The following is a 16,199-nucleotide window of genomic DNA, read 5'->3' on the forward strand; positions in this document are numbered from 1 at the left end:
CTTCGACAAGCACCACCACGTGCGCCGCGGTTTCCTCCCTTGAGGTTTACCCAACACCTGCCCTCAGGTCGGTGTACCGCGGCGAGCTGTCTGCCGCGACGGGCAGGTGTCGGACAAACCTAAACATCTCCAGACACTCGCCAGCGGCTGCTGTCAGGTAGCTCGTTCGGTTCTGATTCAAGGCCTGGGTCGTGCCGCCAACGAATCCATCGGACTGCGTACCCCACCGCCGCCCACCTTCAGCACATGGGTGTAGATCATGGTCGTCGCGACATCGGCATGGCCGAGCAAGTCCTGCACCGTGCGGATGTCGTAGCCGGCCTGCAGCAGGTGCGTCGCGAAGGCATGTCGAAGCGTGTGTGGCGTTGCCGGCTTGGTCAATCCGGCCGCCGTTACGGCACGCTTGAAGGCGCGCTGGAAGGTTTGGTCGTACAGGTGGTGCCGCCGAACCACGCCGCTGCGAGGGTCCGTGGAATGCTCCGCCTGAGGAAACACCCAGAACCATGCCCAGGACGCGCCCGCCCGTGGATACTTTCGCTCAAGGGCGTCTGGCATGAACACGCCGCCGCGAGCCTCCGCCTGATCGTGCGTCCACAGCGATCGAGCCGCATTGAGCTGGTCGTGCAGCCCTGGCACCAGGCTCTGCGGCAGCATGACCACGCGATCCTTCGCGCCCTTGCCCTCGCGGACGATGACCGCGCCGTGCGCAAAATCCAGGTCCTTGACTCGAAGCTGCAACGCCTCGCTGATCCGCGGACCTGTGCCATAGAGAAGCTGCGCAAGCAGACGGTGGGTGCCCTCCATGTGATCCAGGATTGCCACCACTTCAGCCTGGCTCAGCACCACGGGCACGCGGCGCATGACCTGCGGCCGTCCGATCTCGGCCATCCACGGCAAGTCGACGCCCAGGACCTTGCCGTACAGGAAGAGCAACGCTGACAAGGCCTGCCGATGCGTCGAGGAGGCGACGCCGCGTTCATTCGAGAGCCAGGTGAGGTAGGTTTCGACCTCAGCGCCACCCATCTCGGCGGGATGGCGAACGCCGTGGAACCGGACGAAGGCCCGGCACCAATGCACATAGGCATCCTCGGTGCGGCGGCTGTAGTGCAGATAGCGGATCCGCTCCCGAAGCTGGTCAAGGAGCTTGGCCGACTGCAAGGGTGGCAATGGCGGCTGCTGGGGACGTAGAAGGCCGCGAGCAGCGAGAGGACGATCCCCTGCCAGGGTGATTGACGGAGTCGACATGCTTGCCTCCAATCGTCGGCGTGCACCCACCCGCCAGGTCAACCACGAGGCCGTGATCCCGGTCAGGCTGTCAAACTGAAGGTGCCGCTTTTGGCGGATCTGATACTACTGTATAAATATACATGATGCAGCGCAAACTCAAGCCTGACGCGGCCTGCGGCCAAGGGGGTGGTGCCGTGATAAGCGGACGCCGCGCCGTGATAAACGGACACGCCTGTCCCCCTACAACACGTTAGCCCGCACTGCAGCCATCGGCTTCCGCCATGTCAGACGCACCAGGTCCGCGAGAGTTGCTGCCGCGAGTCGTTGCATTCGAAGTCATTGCAGGGCTGGCCATGCTTGCCGTCAGCGGCGTTCTAGCAGACCATGCTTTCCAACTGTGGTCTCGCGGCAAGTCCTTCCAGTCCGTCGAGCTGTTTGGCATTTCAATCTGTTGCCTCGGAGGCTGTTTTGATCCGGTGAACTGGATGTGGATTTGCCTCCCCTTCACCAGGAATCACATCACTGAGCCCGGGCGATTTGCCAAAGCCGGCTGGATCATCATTGGCCTGGGCTGGCTTGTCTTTGTTGTTGGCATGATCGGCAAGTACGTCCATCCATGATCCGTCTAGAGTCCCCTTGCAGGGCCAACCATTCATTCCAGCGGACGCCTAGCTGCGCCGCTGAATTCAAACGTTGGACGTCACAATAATGAACCATAGTCCGGCACCAAACATCTTTGAAACCGACGACTGGGAGGTCGGTCAAGGTCAGATTGACGGAGCGCATCACATTGTTCGAATGCGGTCTACGCTACCCTCGCTGGCTGACCAAGAGCTATTCAGCAAGTTGATCATCGTCACTTGGCGCTATGAGTCCGAGGAGTCGGGGATGCCGGACTCCGACACACATAGGCGAATGCAAAGATTCGAGGATGCGCTTGAATCGGGTACAGAGGCGCGCGGAACTGCATTTCAGGCTGTTTCCATTACCGGAGCCGGCAGGAAAGAGTGGCGCTACTACGCCGCGGACACCGACGCGTTTATGGGTTCACTGAATCAAGATCTCCGGGGGCATGAAGAGCATCCGCTAGAGATTGCCAGTTTTCTTGACCCCGAGTGGAATGCCTTGCGAGAGTTCCACTCAAGGTCTGCACAATGACGTCCGACCCTGCATTCCCGCGGACGCCTAACGGCGCCGCTGAATTTGAACGTTGAACGGCGGCTTTGGGCCGTCCGATTCGAACAGTTCTAGGACCGCAACGGGTCGACAGCAGATCTCGGAGGTCCAAGCCCGCCCCGCGTCTTGGGCTCAGATCTGCGAAAGTCAACTTGGGCTTAGCGATGGCGGATCGGGCCGACCCGCCGGCCCGCGAGACGTCGGCTACAACAAAATTGCCACGCTCGACAATGGTTTTGTCGGAATCAAACGGCGCTCGCGGCGCGCAGACCGGGTAACTTTCAGGGTAACTCTCAGTCTGGAATTTTTCAGAACCAAGATTCCATGCGGGTTACGGGCCTTTGTTCAATTGCCCCCGGCTCCACCACTTACCCGTTTCACGCTGTGTCTAAGCGTCCAAAAAGCCCAAGTTAATCAACAGCTTGGGCTTTTTCTTTGTCTCTAGCAATGCCAGCGTACCTCGACGAACGTCAGGATCGGATCGCCACAAAAGCGCCCCCCCTTGCAGCCGTGAAGACAACTACACCCGTCCACCCGCTCAGTGACGCCCTGCTGAAGGACTACACGGCGGCAGCCCTGTCGAATGCTGAGCAGCTAACGCAGGAGGCCGGTCTGCTCCTGGCGCACGGTCATCACGCTCGGGCGTACTTCCTGGCAGTCGCCGCCATTGAGGAATGTGGCAAGGCATATACGACGCATGAAGGGCGAGGCCGTGATCTGTCGAATCCCGCAATTGTCCATCGGCTGCAGAAAAGCATCGCGGACCATCACCAGAAACTGAATTCTGCGCTCCTACCCTGGATCCGCCGTATGTCCAACCCCAGGGAAGAAATCGTGAAACTGGTTGAAGTGATCGTCGCCCTTCAGCGCGGACGCGAGCCATCGATGTATTCGGACATTCGGTTCGACGGTTCCGGGATCCACCAGCCCTCCGAAGTGGTTAAGCCAGAAGTCGCTGGAAACTGCGTACGCCTCAGTGTCGAAATCTGGAAGCAAACGGCGGCATTCCTTGCTGAGACACCCCCATCGACGTACAGCCGCACACATAACGCATTGTTTGAAATTCGCCCGGACAAGCTGACGGCAATGACGAACACTGCCGACTTCGCTGCATTCCTCTTGTTCCACTTGGAGGCAGGACAGACCGATACGGCGAAAATATGGGTGACCCATTACCGCGACTACTTTCAGAAGGGCGTCCAGTTCCAGCAGACAGAGGCCACAAGAGCGGAGCCGTGACGCCCAAACCCCTAGAGCCGTGCTAAGCGGCAAATGTCCGACTAGAAGATGCAAATTCCACTTCTCGCTTGAATCCACTGTCTGAGCTTGAGTGCTCAGGATCACCTGCGTTTTCCGAGACTCGATTCGGTTCGCCAAAGTACCCCCCGACGTCAGTCAAGTGCCCCCGGCTCAGTGATTCACGACGGATCACAAACCATCAAGCGCCTGAGTAGATCAACTACTGAGGCGCTTTTTTCTTCTCACGAGCGGTCAGTGCTTCGCACGCTCGCACGGGTAACGGATCAGCCGACTCGGCCCTCAAGCCCAGGACGAGGCCACGCCCCGCCGTGTTCCAGGCCGATCAAGTCGCACGCTCAGCCAAGCCACCGTGCCGCCCGAAACAGTCAGCAAAGCTGCCGCCCAGGGCAGCGCTTCCATGCCGGGCCCGTGCACGATGACCAAGCCGCCTACCCAGGCACCCAGGGCGTTGCCCAGGTTGAAAGCGGCGATGTTGAGGCTGGAGGCCAGGCTCTGACCGACGCCCTCGGCCTTCTGCAGTACACGCAGTTGCAAGGGCGAGACGATGGCGAAAGCGGCCATGCCAAGCAGGCCGACGAAGATGATCGCGGCAAGCTGCGTGTGCAGCACGAATCCCATCGCAGCGAGCACCAGCGCCAGTACTGCGATCGAGCCGAGCAGCGTGGGCACCAAGCGCTTGTCCGCAAGCCGGCCGCCCAGCAGATTGCCGGCGATCATGCCGACGCCGAAGACCAGCAGCACCAGGGAGACCGTGGCATCGGCAAAGCCCGTCACCTGCGTCAGTAGCGGCTGGATATAGGTGAAGACAGTGAACACGCCGGAGAAGCCCAGCACCGTGGCCAGCAGGCCCAGCAGTACCTGCGGGCGGGCCAGCACCTTGAAGTCCTCACGGACCGAGGTGGCGGGCCTTTCGCCTTCATCTGCAGGCACCCACCAGGCGATAACAGCCGTCGCGAGCACGCCGACGGCCGTCACCGCCCAGAAGCTGGCGCGCCAGCCGAAATGCAGGCCCAGCGAGGCTCCGGCGGGCACGCCCAGCAGCGTGGCCACGGTCAGGCCTGTGAACATGATCGAGATGGCCGAGGCGCGCCGGTCGGCGGCGACCAGACTGGTGGCTACCACCGCACCGACACCGAAGAAGGTGCCGTGCGCCAGCGATGTGATCACACGGGCCAGCATCAGTAGCTCGTAGTTGGGCGCCAGCGCGCAGGCGAGATTGCCCAGCGTGAAGATCACCATCAACGCCACCAGGGCGAACTTGCGCGGCAGCCGGGCAGTGGCGGCGGTCAGCAGCGGCGCACCGAAGAACACGCCCAGCGCATAACCCGAGATCAGCAGCCCGGCGGTGGCGATGCTGACTTGCAGATCCGCCGCCACCTGCAGCAGCAGGCCCATGATGACAAATTCGGTCGTGCCGATGCCGAAGGAACCGACGGTCAAGGCGTAGAGCGCCGGTGGGAAGCGGCCAGCCGACGAGGAAGCCGCGGTGATTGAAGGGGGCGAAGACATGGAGCACAGGCCGGAGTGGACGATGGCGCCAGTCTGAATTCGTCTGCTTGATTGATAAACCGGCAAAATAGCCAATCACCTTCAATGAAATATTGAGAATAGATGGACAGAGCCGCCGACATCAGCCTGTTCCTGCGCGTCTTCGATGCCGGATCGATCAGCGCCGCGGCGCGCAGCCTGGATCTGTCGGTGGCAGTGGCCAGCCAGCGGCTCAAACGCCTGGAAACGGACCTGGGCGTGCGCCTGTTCCAGCGCACCACGCGTCGGCTCCACCCGACGCCCGAGGGCCTCGTGCTGGCGGAACAGGGGCGCGCCCTGATCAACGATCTGGACGCGCTCACCGCGGGTCTGCGCGAGGCGGGCTCCGGCATCGCCGGGACCTTGCGGCTGACCACCTCGTCGACCTTCGGTCGCCTCTACATCTCTCCCCTACTGCCCGAGTTCCTGACCCGCCACCCCAAGCTCAAGATCAGTGTGGACCTGGACGACCAGCAGCATGACCTGGTGGCCGAAGGCTTCGACCTGTCCATCCGCATCGGCGCGCTCCACGACTCCAGTCTCATTGCTCGGCGCGTGGCCAGCAACAGGCGAGTGCTGTGCGCCTCACCCGACTACCTGCGCCGTCATGGCGCACCGGCAAGCCCGCAGGATCTGAGCGCCCATCAATGCCTGATCCTGATGGGCCGCAAGGGCCGGAGCGACCAATGGCAGCTGACCGGCCCGGATGGGCAGACGAGCACCGTACAGGTCGATGGCCGCATCGACTCGAATCAAGGCGAACTGTTGCGCGACGCAGCCGTCGCGGGCCTGGGCATCGCCCTGCATTCGATCTGGCACATCTGCGATGACCTGCGTGCCGGCCGCCTGCAGGTGGTGCTGCCCGACTATGCGCTGCCGGATACGGGTATCCATGCGCTGATGCCGCAGCGTCGCCTGGTGCCGCCACGCGTGCGGGCCTTCGTCGACTTCATGGCCGAGAAGCTCGGTGAGACACCGTCCTGGGAGCGTGCGTTGACGTGATGGGCATTCACTCGACAAGTGCTGCTGCCTGAGCGGCACGAAGCAGTGGGACCAGCGCGTCCGCGGGCATCGGGCGGCTGAAGAGAAATCCCTGAATTTCATCGCATGCACGATCGCGCAGAAAGTCCCACTGCGCGGAGGTCTCGACACCCTCGGCCACGGTGCGCAGGCCGAGAGATCGGGCCATCGAGAGGATGGCCTGCACGATGGCTTGATCCTCGTCGTTGCCCTCCAGGTCGTTCACGAAGGCTCGGTCGATCTTCAAGGTGTCGATCGGGAATCGCTTCAGGTTCGCCAGCGATGAGTACCCGGTGCCAAAGTCATCGACCGCCAGCCGGAGCCCGATGCGCTTGAGTTCGTGCAGCAGTGGCATGCCCGACGCGACGTTGTGCATCAGCAGGCTTTCCGTGATCTCCAGTTCGAGCTGATCGGGTGCGATGCCCGTCTCATCGATGATCCGGCGCACGTCATCGAGCAGGCCTGGATCGTTGAACTGCCGCATCGACAGGTTCACCGCCATCACCACGTCCGCGATCCCACTGGTCTTCCATGCGACCTGCTGGCGGCACGCCTGCTCGAGAACCCAGCGGCCCAGCTCGACGATCAGGCCGGTCTCTTCCGCGATCGGGATGAAACGCGAAGGCGGCACATTGCCCATCGTCGGATGAATCCAGCGCACCAGCGCTTCGACGCCACTGACATGCCCGCTACCCGGCTCCGCCTTGGGCTGATAGTGCACGGAGAGCTGTCCTTGTCCGATCGCGCGGCGCAGCTCGGATTCGAAGGCCAGTCTTTCGATGGAATGCGGATTCAGGTCCGGCGAATAGAAGGCGTAGCCGTTGCGCCCTTCTTCCTTGGCTCGGTAGAGCGCGATGTCCGCGTTCTTCTTGAGCGTCTGCTGCTCGCTGCCGTCCCTCGGGAACACACTGATGCCGATGCTGGAGGTGACGCGAAGCTCCTGGCTGCCGATATAGACCGGATGGGCCACGGCCGTCAGGATGCGCCGCGCGACACAGGCCAGGGCCTTCGGCGTCTCGACCGTGCCCACCACGACGACGAACTCGTCACCGCCGAGCCGAGCGACGTACTCGTTCGGTCCGAGGCACATGCGAAGGCGCTCAGCCACGGCGCGGAGCACCATGTCGCCGGCCTCATGCCCCAGGGTGTCGTTGATGTTCTTGAACCGGTCGAGGTCCATGAACAGCACCCCGGCGCTGTGCTTGTCCCGCTTGGCCTCGGTCAAGGTCTGGGCCATCAGCTTCGCCAGCTGGGTGCGATTGGCCAATCCCGTCAGCACGTCGGTGTGCGCCAGGATCTCGGCCTGGTGGGCGGCCTGGCGCGCCATCTTGGCCTCCAGCATCAGCTCCCGGCGTCGCTGGTCCAGTTCGTCGGCCATCCTGTTGAACGCTCGGCTGAGATCGCCGACCTCATCGGCGGCCGAGGCCTCGATGCGAACCGAGGTGTCGCCGCTCGCGAATGCCAGCACGCCCGATCGCACGCCCTGGATGCCACGCGACAAGCGGTTGGCCGCCCGATAGCCGAACGCACCGACCGCAATCACGGTGGCCAGGCCGAGCAGGCCGACCACATAAAGGCCCCAGACGTCCGCCTTGAAAAGCTGCCGCTCGATGCTCGTGAACTCGAGCACGACGACGCCGGCAATCGGCGACTCGGGGTCCACCGTCCGGCGCATGGGCACGGCCATCAGCGCAGCCCCATCGGGATGCTGGCTGCTCAGCTCGACAAATTCACGAGGCTCGCCGTCCACCATCGTGGCCTCGATCTCGCCGTGATCGTGCGCATAGGAACTGCCCAGTTCCTCCGGGATGATGTCGGCGAGTGTCTGATGCCGGCGATCGAGGATGAACAGGTCGCGTCGGTACAGGGCATCGATCCCCTGCACGAGCGACTGAAGCGACCTCCGGTTCGTCGCCGCTTCCAGCGCCACGGACTTCGCCAGGTTTTTTGCCTCCAGCTTTGCAGCGTCCTCAATGGAGCGGTAGAGGACAGCCACGGCGGCCGCAGTCAGGAGCATCACCGCCGCGCAAGATGCCGCTACAGCCAGCAGCAGCCGAGATCGAATGCTCATCCCGCTGCCTGGGCCGTCGGTCCTCCTGAAGCAGAGCAGTCGAACGCGCTGCCACAGGCGCTGCAGACCGCGAATCTCGACATCTGCCGGCACCATTCCGCGCAATGCGAGCACATTCGCTGGGACCGGCTCGATGAAAGTCGCTCGTGTGTTCATGCATCCCTGCTGGCTTGGGTCAAAACTCGATCACCTTTTCGAATGTGATCTTCGTCTTTGACCCGCGCGCTGGACAGTGGACGTCTCTGGTTCAAGCGGTGCAGGGATTCCGGGCAATCGCGTAGGCAATCCACCTACGCGCCGCGCGGCTGCGCAGCTCGCCGAAACGCAAAGGCCCAAGCCATTGCTGGCTTGGGCCTTCGAACTTCCTGGCGCGCGGACGATCAGCCGTGCTTCGCCTCGAAGAACTGTTCGTCTTCGGTCGAGCCCTTCAGCGCGGCAGTGGAGGCATCGCGCTCGATCGTCGTCGTGACCGCGTCGAAGTAGCCGGTGCCGACCTCGCGCTGGTGCTTGACGGCGGTGAAGCCCTTCTCTGCCGCGGCGAACTCGGCTTCCTGCAGCTCGACGAAGGCGCTCATGTTGTTGCGCGCGTAGCCGTAGGCCAGGTTGAACATCGAGTAGTTCAGACTGTGGAAGCCGGCCAGCGTGATGAACTGGAACTTGTAGCCCATCGCGCCCAGCTCGCGCTGGAACTTGGCGATCGTCGCGTCATCCAGGTTCTTCTTCCAGTTGAACGAGGGCGAGCAGTTGTAGGCCAGCAGCTTGCCGGGGAACTTGGCGTGGATCGCGTCGGCGAACTGCTTGGCGAAGGCCAGGTCGGGCTTGCCGGTTTCGCACCAGATCATGTCGACAAACGGTGCGTAGGCCAGGCCGCGGCTGACGGCCTGCTCCAGACCATTGCGGGTGCGGAAGAAGCCTTCGACGGTGCGCTCGCCGGTGCAGAAGGGCTTGTCGTTGTCGTCCACGTCGGTGGTGATCAGGTCGCCGGCTTCAGCGTCGGTGCGGGCCAGCAGCACGGTGGGCACGCCCATCACGTCGGCAGCCAGGCGGGCCGCCACGAGCTTGGACACCGCTTCACGCGTCGGCACCAGCACCTTGCCACCCATGTGGCCGCACTTCTTGGCGGCGGCGAGCTGGTCTTCGAAGTGCACGCCCGCGGCGCCGGCTTCGATCATGGCCTTCATCAGCTCGAAGGCGTTCAGCACGCCGCCGAAGCCGGCCTCGGCATCGGCCACGATCGGTGCGAAGTAATCGATATCGTCCTTGCCTTCGCTCCACTGGATCTGGTCGGCGCGGGCGAAGGTGGCGTTGATCTTCTTGACAACCTTGGGCACCGAGTCCACCGAGTACAGCGACTGGTCGGGGTACATCTCGCCATTGCTGTTGGCGTCGCCGGCCACCTGCCAGCCGGAGAGGTAGATCGCCTTCAGGCCGGCCTTGACCTGCTGCATCGCCTGGTTGCCGGTCAGCGCGCCGAGCGAGTTGACGAAGGGTTCGGTGTTGACCAGGTTCCAGAGCTTGTCGGCGCCGCGCTTGGCCAGCGTGTGGTCGATCTGCAGCGAGCCGCGAAGGCGCACCACGTCGGCGGCGCTGTAGCCGCGCTTCACGCCCTTCCAGCGCGGGTTCTCGGCCCAGTCCTTCTCAAGGGCGGCGATCTGCTGTTCACGGGTCAAGCTCGTCATGGTCATCTCCTGCTGCTAGGTCAAAAAGAGGGTGAATCGATGAATCAAATTTAGTCGCCGATCCTGTGCAGCGGGAGACTTATGTCTTATATAAGACTGAAAATTTAATCCTTAAAAATCAATAAGTTAATTTAAAAATTCTGGATTACGAAATCAATTTCACCATCATGAGAAATTTTGTGGCGGCGCACAACGGCCGCACTCCACGATATGAAACGTTCATTTCGCATCGTGGAGGCGTGCGGATCAGAGCCCCCCGATGAAGTAGCGCTTCAGGCCCGCCAGCACCATTTCCACCGCCACCGCCGTCAGCACCAGGCCCATCAGCTTCTCGAAGGCGGAGATCACCGAGTCGCCCAGCAGCTTGCGGATGCGGCTCGCCAGCAGCAGCACGATGACGCAAACGGCCATCGCCGCGCTGAGCGCGCCGATCCACGACCACATGCGCTCCGGCTGCCGCGAGGCCAGCAGCAGCACCGTGGCCATCGCCGACGGGCCGGCGAACAGCGGCACGGCCAGCGGGAAGATGTAGGGTTCGCGGCCCGGCTCCAGCCCGTAGGCCGATTCGCCGGCACCGCCGAAGATCATCCGCGTCGCGATGATCGCGAGGATCACGCCGCCGGCCACCTCCAGCGAGCGCTCGGACAGGTGCATCACCTCCAGGAAGGTGCCGCCACCGAACATGAAGGCCATCAGCACGGCGAAGGCGATGCCGACCTCGCGGATCGCGATGATGGTGCGGCGCTCGGGCCGCACCTGGCTCATGATCGAGATGAACAGTGGCAAGCTGCCCAGTGGGTCGAGCACCAGCAGCAGAAGAATGAAGGCTGAGAGAAAGGTGTGGTCCATGGGACTCGATTGTCCCTGGCGTTTTCGATCGATCCGCGATCAGAAGCTCGCGCTGAGCGTCGCGCCGATCGTGCGCGGGCGCAGATAGAACGCCTCGGTCACGTACTGCACATTGGGCTGCTGCAGCACCGTGTGGTTGTTGCCGAGGTTCTTGACGAACAGGTTCAAGTCGAACTTCTCGAAGTTCATGCCCCAGCTCGCATCGGCCGTGAAGTAGCCCGGCCGTTTGTAGTCGGTGTCGCCGCGGAACAGTGAGCCGTGGCTGTCGCCGGTCCATTGGCCGTTCAGGCGCACAACCGAGTCGATGCCGGCCAGTGCGAAACGGTACTCGCCGCCCAGGTGCAAGCTGTAGCGAGGCACGCCCTGGATGCGGTCGCCCTTGCGCACGTTCAGGTTGCCGTCGTCGTCGGTGCCCAGCGCGGGAACGTTCTCGGCGAAGACTGCACGGTTGTAGCCGCCACCTGCGCTGACCGTCAGAGACGGGGTCACGCGGGCCTTCAGGTCGATCTCGAGACCATCGCTGGTCGCGCGGCCGACATTGGTCTCGAAGTCGAAGCCCGTCGTCGGCAGGCCCACGTCCTGCTGGATGTTCTTCCAATCGATGTGATACGCCGACAAGTCCAGCAATACCTTGCCGCCCAACAGGCGCGACTTGCTGCCGATCTCGTAGCTGCGCAGCGTATCGGGCTTGAAGGTGGCCGGCGCCTCGGTGAGGCCCAGCGTGGCCAGGTCGGCCAGCGTGCCGGCGTAGATCGGAATCGGCCGGTTCGCGCCACCCAGGCGGAAGCCCTCGGCCACGTTGGCGTACAGGGAGGTGTCTTCGCTCACGTCCCAGCTCAGCGCGAAACGCGGCGTGGCTTTGTTGGCCTTGCTGTCGATCTGCGTTGTCGACGGGCCACCGGCGAAGAAGAAATCGCCCTCGCGGCGGAAGTTCTCGCTCGACCGCAGATAGCGCAGACCCGCGGTGAAGCGCAGCGCCGGGCTGAAGTGCCAGGTCAGCTCGCCGAACACCGAGTTCTGCTTCGTCTTGTAGTGGCGGGCCGAGTAGTAGCTGTTGTCGTTCGGGAAGGCGCCGGCGTACATGCCGGAGTCGTCGCTCCAGTTGGACAGGTCGTTGATGTCGGCGCCCTTGTCTGTGAAGGCCTTGGTGATGCCGAAGACGGGCTCGCTGTCGACCACATCGGTCTTCGTCGTCGCGCTGAAGAAGCCCGCGACCCAGGTCAGCGGCAGGCCGTTGCCGGGCGTCCAGTCCTTCGAAGCCAGACGCAGTTCCACCGAGACCTGGTCGATCTTGTTGTTCAGGTACACATCCGACGGTAGATAGCTCACGACATCGGCCACCGCCGTATTCGTGATCAGCGAACCGATGTAGCTGCTGTTGACGCTGGTGCCGTCCTGGATGCGGTTGAACTTGCGCTTGTAGCCGTTGACCACGCCGGTGAAGTCGGCAAAGCCCAGGTCGCCGTTAAGCGTCAGCGAGGGCACGGTCAGCTTGTCGTCGCCCGGCTCCTGCACGATCTTCGAGGTCTGGAAGCGCGCCAGCGGTACGCCGGCGTTGTACTGCTGGTAGTCGCCCACGGTCAGGTAGGCGGCGTCGATGTCATGGCTCTTGTTGTGCTGGTAGAACAGCGCGGGCGTCAAGGACCAGTCGTTGTTGAACTTCACCTTGGCCGAGAGTCTCAGCACCGACCAGTCGTTGCTATTGATGCCCTTGTCGATCACCTTCAGCGACTGCGGATCCACCTGGTCGATATAGCCGCTGTCGTGACCCGTCTGCACGCCGATGCGCAGCGCCGCCGTGCCGGTGGCAAGCGGCACGTTCAGCACGCCCTGCGCCGTCCAGTTGGTGCCGCCATGGCTGGTGCTCGACATCTCCGCGCTGACATCGCCGCTGAACAGCTTCAGGTCGGGCTGCTTGCTGATGAAGCGCAGCGTGCCGCCCATCGATCCCGCCCCGTACAGCGTGCCCTGCGGACCGCGCAGCACCTCCACCCGCTCCAGGTCGAAGAAGCGCGGCTCGGCCGTGCCCTGGCTGTAGAGGTTGCGCGTCGTCAAGGACACGTCGTCCAGGTAGACGCCCACCGTCGCCGAGCCGGCCTGGGAACTGACGCCACGGATCTCGATGTTCGACAGGCCCGGCCCCGACCCGCTCTGGCCGCTGAACGAGATGTTCGGCACGTTGCGCGTCAGGTCGCCGACGTCCAGGATCTGGTTCTCCTTCAGCGACTCACCGCTGATGGCCGAGACGCTCAACGGCACCTTGCGTGCCTCCTCGGTGCGCTTCTGCGAGGTGACGACCACCGTGTCCAGCACGCTGCTATCCGTCTGCTGGGCGAGCGATTGGCCAGAGAGGACGATCAGGCAGGCGGCGGCAATCAGGCTCTTGTCGAACATCGGAAGCTCTCCCGGATTTGTTAATCCGCGGATGCTGCTCAGAACCGTGCAAAGCCACAAGTGCGCGCACCGCACAAAGGCAGAAGCGTTGCCTTTGTGCGACTTTCGCACCAGACCGAGCCGCACACGGCCCAATCAGGCGCGCGGATGGTGCGCCTGCATGATCGTCCGGAGGCGCTCCCGCGCCACGTGCGTGTAGATCTGCGTCGTCGAAAGGTCGGCGTGGCCCAGCAGCAGTTGCACCGAGCGCAGGTCCGCGCCGTGGTTCAACAGGTGCGTGGCGAACGAGTGCCGCAGGCTGTGCGGCGACGGCAGCCGCGCGATGCCGGCGGCCAGCGCGTTCTTCTTGACGATAACCCAGAACATCTGCCGCGTCATGCCCTCGCCGCGCTGGGTGACGAACAGCGCATCGCTCACCTGCCCGCCCAGCAGTGCGCCGCGGGCCTCGCGCAGATAGCGCATCAGCCAGGCGTGCGCCTCCTCGCCGAAGGGCACGATGCGCTCCTTGTCGCCCTTGCCGGTGATGCGCAGCATCGCCTCCTTGAAGCCCACGTGCACGCTCTTCAGCGTCACCAGCTCGGTCACGCGCAGGCCGCTGGCGTACATCAGCTCCAGCATCGCGCGGTCGCGCAGGCCCAGTGGGGTTTCGACATCGGGCGCGGCCAGCAGCGCCTCGACCTGCGCCTGGGACATCGTCTTGATATCGCGCGCCAGCGTCTTGGCGTTGGACAGCCGCAGGGTCGGGTCTTGCGTGATGCGCTGCTCGCGCAGGGCCCAGCGGTAGTAGCGCTTGAACACGCTGAGCCGACGGTTGGCGCTGGTGGCCTTGTCCTGCTGGCGCGTCATCGCATAGGCCTGCAGGTCGATCTCGCCGCACTGGTCCAGCGCCCTGCCCTGCCCGGCCGCCCAGGCCGCCAGCAGGTTCAGGTCGCGCCGGTAGGCTTCCAGCGTGTTGCGGGAGAGGCCGTCTTCCAGCCACAGCGTCTCGATGAAGGCGTCGATCGCCGGGGTGCTGGGGTTCTGTTCAAGGGTCGTGGTCACGGCGCAACGATACTCTGTGCCCTGATGTCCAACTCCCTGCTCCTGCTCCCCGACTTCCTGCTGATCCTCTGCGGCTTCGCGATCTGCCGTTGGACGGCGCTGGACCGGCCGGTGTGGGAGGCCGCCGAGCGGCTCGTCTACTACCTGCTGTTCCCGGTGCTGCTGTTCAACTCGGTCGTGCACACGCCGCTCGATCCGGGCAGCACGACGAGCCTCGCCATCGGCGGCGTGCTGGTCTGCATCACCGGCATCGCGCTGGCCTATGCGCTGCAGCTGCTGCCCAAGGTCGACGCGCTGGCCCATGCCTCCGGCGCGCAGACGGCCTTCCGCTTCAACTCCTTCATCGCGCTGGCCGTGGCCGAACGCCTGCTCGGCGCGCAGGGCGTGGCCTGGGTCGCGCTGCTGATCGCGCTGGGCGTGCCGATCTGCAATGTGGCTGCCGTCTGGCCGCTGGCGCGGCATGGCGGCCAGGGCTACCTGAAGGAACTGGCGCGCAATCCGCTGATCATCGCGACTGTCGGCGGCCTCATCTGCAACGTCGCCGGCCTGCACTTGCCCCAGCCGGTGACGCTGACACTGCACCGCATCGGCCAGGCCTCGCTGCCGCTGGGGCTGATGGCCGTCGGCGCGGGCCTGCGCCTGGGCGCGCTGCGCGAGTGGCCGCGGCTGGCGGCCGGCTTCATGGCCATCCGCCACCTCGCCCTGCCGCTGATAGCGCTGGCGCTCGGTGCGCTGCTGCACTTGCCGGCACCGCAGCGCCTGCTGCTGCTGATGTTCTCGGCCGTGCCGACGGCTTCAAGTTGCTACGTGCTGGCCGCACGCATGGGCGGCCGGGCCGATTTCGTCGCCGGGCTGGTCACCCTGTCGACCCTGATAGGCATGCTCAGCCTGCCGTTGTGGCTGCTGATAGCGCCCAACTGATGTGCTCGGCCAGCAGCGGCGAGGCCGTCGGCAAGGCCGCTTCCAGCACCTGGCGCAGTTCGGGCCGCTCGCCCGCCCGCAGCGCGTTGCCCATCACCACCGCCAGATTGCGCCGCCAGCGTGCGTGGCCGATGCGGCGGATTGCCGAGCCTTCCATGCGGCGCAAGAACTCGGCCTCGCTCCAGCCCCAGAGTTCCAGCAGGTCGCCGCGCGCCAGTTCAGGCCGCACATCGAAATCGGCCACCACCGCCTTCTGCGCGAACTTGTTCCACGGGCAGGCGAGCTGGCAGTCGTCGCAGCCGTAGACGCGGTTGCCGATCGCCTCGCGCAGCTCCAGCGGGATAGCCTCGTCGGATTCGATCGTCAGGTAGGAGATGCAGCGCCGCGCGTCCACGCGGTAGGGCGCGACGATCGCCTGCGTCGGGCAGGCGTCGATGCAGGCGCTGCATTGGCCGCAGTGGGCCGTCACCGGTTCGCTGGGCGGCAGCGGCAGGTCCACGTAGATCTCGCCGAGGAAGAACATCGAGCCCGCCTCGCGGTGCAGGGTCAGCGTGTGCTTGCCGCGCCAGCCGATGCCGCTGCGCGAGGCCAGTTCCACCTCCAGCACGGGGGCCGAATCGGTGAACACGCGGTGGCCGAAGGGGCCCAGCTCATCGGCCAGCCTATCCGCCAGTTGCTGCAGCCGCGAGCGCAGCACCTTGTGATAGTCCCGCCCGCGGGCATAACTCGACACTTGAGCGTGCTGCGGGTCGCCCACGCGGCGCCATTCGACGGCCTGCCAGTCGTCCGCCGCGTCACGCGGCAGGTAGTCCATCCGCGCGGTGATCACGCGCAAGGTGCCCGGCACCAGCTCCGCCGGCCGCGCGCGCTTGAGCCCGTGTGCCGCCATGTAGTGCATGCTGCCGTGGAAGCCCGCCTCCAGCCAGGCCTGCAGACCGCCCTCGGCCGACGCGAGATCGATGCCGGCCACGCCGATCTGTGAGAATCCCAGCTCATGCGCCCACTTGCGCAGGTCGTCCATCAGCACCTGCGTG

14 protein-coding genes are annotated in these 16,199 nt (G+C 64.3%); 6 read left to right on the top strand and 8 right to left on the bottom strand.

Annotated features, from left to right (window positions below; all coding sequences use genetic code 11):
• Positions 1–177: 177 nt before the first annotated feature.
• Positions 178–1,158, bottom strand: coding sequence for an integron integrase (locus tag SNE35_RS15575; RefSeq protein ID WP_431312752.1), 981 nt, complete (start codon positions 1,156–1,158; stop codon positions 178–180).
• Between the two features lie 350 nt (positions 1,159–1,508).
• On the opposite strand from SNE35_RS15575, the gene SNE35_RS15580 reads away from it, so the two are divergent.
• From SNE35_RS15580 to SNE35_RS15590, 3 genes are all read left to right on the top strand, one after another.
• On the top strand, positions 1,509–1,847 hold the full coding sequence (locus tag SNE35_RS15580; RefSeq protein WP_320423848.1) for a hypothetical protein: 339 nt from the start codon (positions 1,509–1,511) through the stop codon (positions 1,845–1,847).
• 88 nt (positions 1,848–1,935) lie between these two features.
• Positions 1,936–2,385 (top strand): DUF695 domain-containing protein, encoded by a 450-nt coding sequence (locus SNE35_RS15585; RefSeq protein WP_320423849.1) that lies wholly within the window; start codon positions 1,936–1,938, stop codon positions 2,383–2,385.
• Positions 2,386–2,913: 528 nt separating this feature from the next.
• Positions 2,914–3,642, top strand: coding sequence for an AbiV family abortive infection protein (locus tag SNE35_RS15590; RefSeq protein WP_320423850.1), 729 nt, complete (start codon positions 2,914–2,916; stop codon positions 3,640–3,642).
• A gap of 300 nt (positions 3,643–3,942) precedes the next feature.
• On the opposite strand, the gene SNE35_RS15595 is transcribed toward SNE35_RS15590, so the two are convergent.
• Positions 3,943–5,172, bottom strand: a complete 1,230-nt coding sequence (locus SNE35_RS15595; RefSeq protein WP_320423851.1) for an MFS transporter — start codon at positions 5,170–5,172, stop codon at positions 3,943–3,945.
• A gap of 102 nt (positions 5,173–5,274) precedes the next feature.
• Here SNE35_RS15595 and SNE35_RS15600 point away from each other — a divergent pair, with 102 nt between their 5' ends.
• Entirely contained in the window at positions 5,275–6,192 is a 918-nt protein-coding gene (locus SNE35_RS15600; RefSeq protein WP_320423852.1) for a LysR family transcriptional regulator, read from the top strand.
• Positions 6,193–6,199: 7 nt separating this feature from the next.
• On the opposite strand, the gene SNE35_RS15605 is transcribed toward SNE35_RS15600, so the two are convergent.
• Complete coding sequence (locus tag SNE35_RS15605; RefSeq protein ID WP_320423853.1) at positions 6,200–8,437, bottom strand: putative bifunctional diguanylate cyclase/phosphodiesterase; 2,238 nt, start codon at positions 8,435–8,437, stop codon at positions 6,200–6,202.
• Between SNE35_RS15605 and SNE35_RS32095 the strand changes: the two genes are divergently transcribed.
• Positions 8,428–8,562 carry a kelch repeat-containing protein gene (locus tag SNE35_RS32095; protein ID WP_431312753.1) on the top strand — a complete coding sequence of 45 codons (135 nt, stop codon included), beginning with the start codon at positions 8,428–8,430 and terminating at the stop codon, positions 8,560–8,562. The two genes, SNE35_RS15605 and SNE35_RS32095, sit on opposite strands and share 10 nt — an antisense overlap.
• Positions 8,563–8,661: 99 nt before the next feature.
• On the opposite strand, the gene aceA is transcribed toward SNE35_RS32095, so the two are convergent.
• From aceA to xerD, 4 genes are all read right to left on the bottom strand, one after another.
• A complete protein-coding gene (gene aceA / locus SNE35_RS15610; RefSeq protein ID WP_431312754.1) occupies positions 8,662–9,960 on the bottom strand; it encodes an isocitrate lyase in 1,299 nt (432 codons plus the stop codon).
• A gap of 246 nt (positions 9,961–10,206) precedes the next feature.
• The gene (locus SNE35_RS15615; protein WP_320423854.1) at positions 10,207–10,809 is read right to left on the bottom strand and encodes a MarC family protein; all 603 of its coding nucleotides are present in this window, start codon (positions 10,807–10,809) and stop codon (positions 10,207–10,209) included.
• 39 nt (positions 10,810–10,848) lie between these two features.
• Positions 10,849–13,203 (bottom strand): TonB-dependent receptor, encoded by a 2,355-nt coding sequence (locus SNE35_RS15620; protein WP_320423855.1) that lies wholly within the window; start codon positions 13,201–13,203, stop codon positions 10,849–10,851.
• Positions 13,204–13,338: 135 nt separating this feature from the next.
• Positions 13,339–14,244, bottom strand: a complete 906-nt coding sequence (gene xerD / locus SNE35_RS15625) for a site-specific tyrosine recombinase XerD (protein ID WP_320423856.1) — start codon at positions 14,242–14,244, stop codon at positions 13,339–13,341.
• A 24-nt stretch (positions 14,245–14,268) separates the two neighbouring features.
• Here xerD and SNE35_RS15630 point away from each other — a divergent pair, with 24 nt between their 5' ends.
• Positions 14,269–15,165 (top strand): AEC family transporter, encoded by an 897-nt coding sequence (locus tag SNE35_RS15630; RefSeq protein ID WP_320423857.1) that lies wholly within the window; start codon positions 14,269–14,271, stop codon positions 15,163–15,165.
• Here the strand turns inward: SNE35_RS15630 and queG are convergent.
• Positions 15,128–16,186, bottom strand: a complete 1,059-nt coding sequence (gene queG / locus SNE35_RS15635; RefSeq protein WP_320424356.1) for a tRNA epoxyqueuosine(34) reductase QueG — start codon at positions 16,184–16,186, stop codon at positions 15,128–15,130. The genes SNE35_RS15630 and queG overlap by 38 nt on opposite strands.
• Between the last annotated feature and the right edge of the window lie 13 nt (positions 16,187–16,199).

The organism is Roseateles agri (assembly GCF_034043675.1).
GTDB lineage: Bacteria > Pseudomonadota > Gammaproteobacteria > Burkholderiales > Burkholderiaceae_C > KK5.

Coding starts and splice junctions, on each gene's coding strand:
- SNE35_RS15580 (WP_320423848.1), top strand. CDS start 1,509: ATGTCAGACGCACCAGGTCCGCGAGAGTTGCTGCCGCGAGTCGTTGCA.
- SNE35_RS15585 (WP_320423849.1), top strand. CDS start 1,936: ATGAACCATAGTCCGGCACCAAACATCTTTGAAACCGACGACTGGGAG.
- SNE35_RS15595 (WP_320423851.1), bottom strand. CDS start 5,172: ATGTCTTCGCCCCCTTCAATCACCGCGGCTTCCTCGTCGGCTGGCCGC.
- SNE35_RS15600 (WP_320423852.1), top strand. CDS start 5,275: ATGGACAGAGCCGCCGACATCAGCCTGTTCCTGCGCGTCTTCGATGCC.
- SNE35_RS15605 (WP_320423853.1), bottom strand. CDS start 8,437: ATGAACACACGAGCGACTTTCATCGAGCCGGTCCCAGCGAATGTGCTC.
- aceA (WP_431312754.1), bottom strand. CDS start 9,960: ATGACGAGCTTGACCCGTGAACAGCAGATCGCCGCCCTTGAGAAGGAC.
- SNE35_RS15615 (WP_320423854.1), bottom strand. CDS start 10,809: ATGGACCACACCTTTCTCTCAGCCTTCATTCTTCTGCTGCTGGTGCTC.
- SNE35_RS15620 (WP_320423855.1), bottom strand. CDS start 13,203: ATGTTCGACAAGAGCCTGATTGCCGCCGCCTGCCTGATCGTCCTCTCT.
- SNE35_RS15630 (WP_320423857.1), top strand. CDS start 14,269: ATGTCCAACTCCCTGCTCCTGCTCCCCGACTTCCTGCTGATCCTCTGC.
- queG (WP_320424356.1), bottom strand. CDS start 16,186: ATGGACGACCTGCGCAAGTGGGCGCATGAGCTGGGATTCTCACAGATC.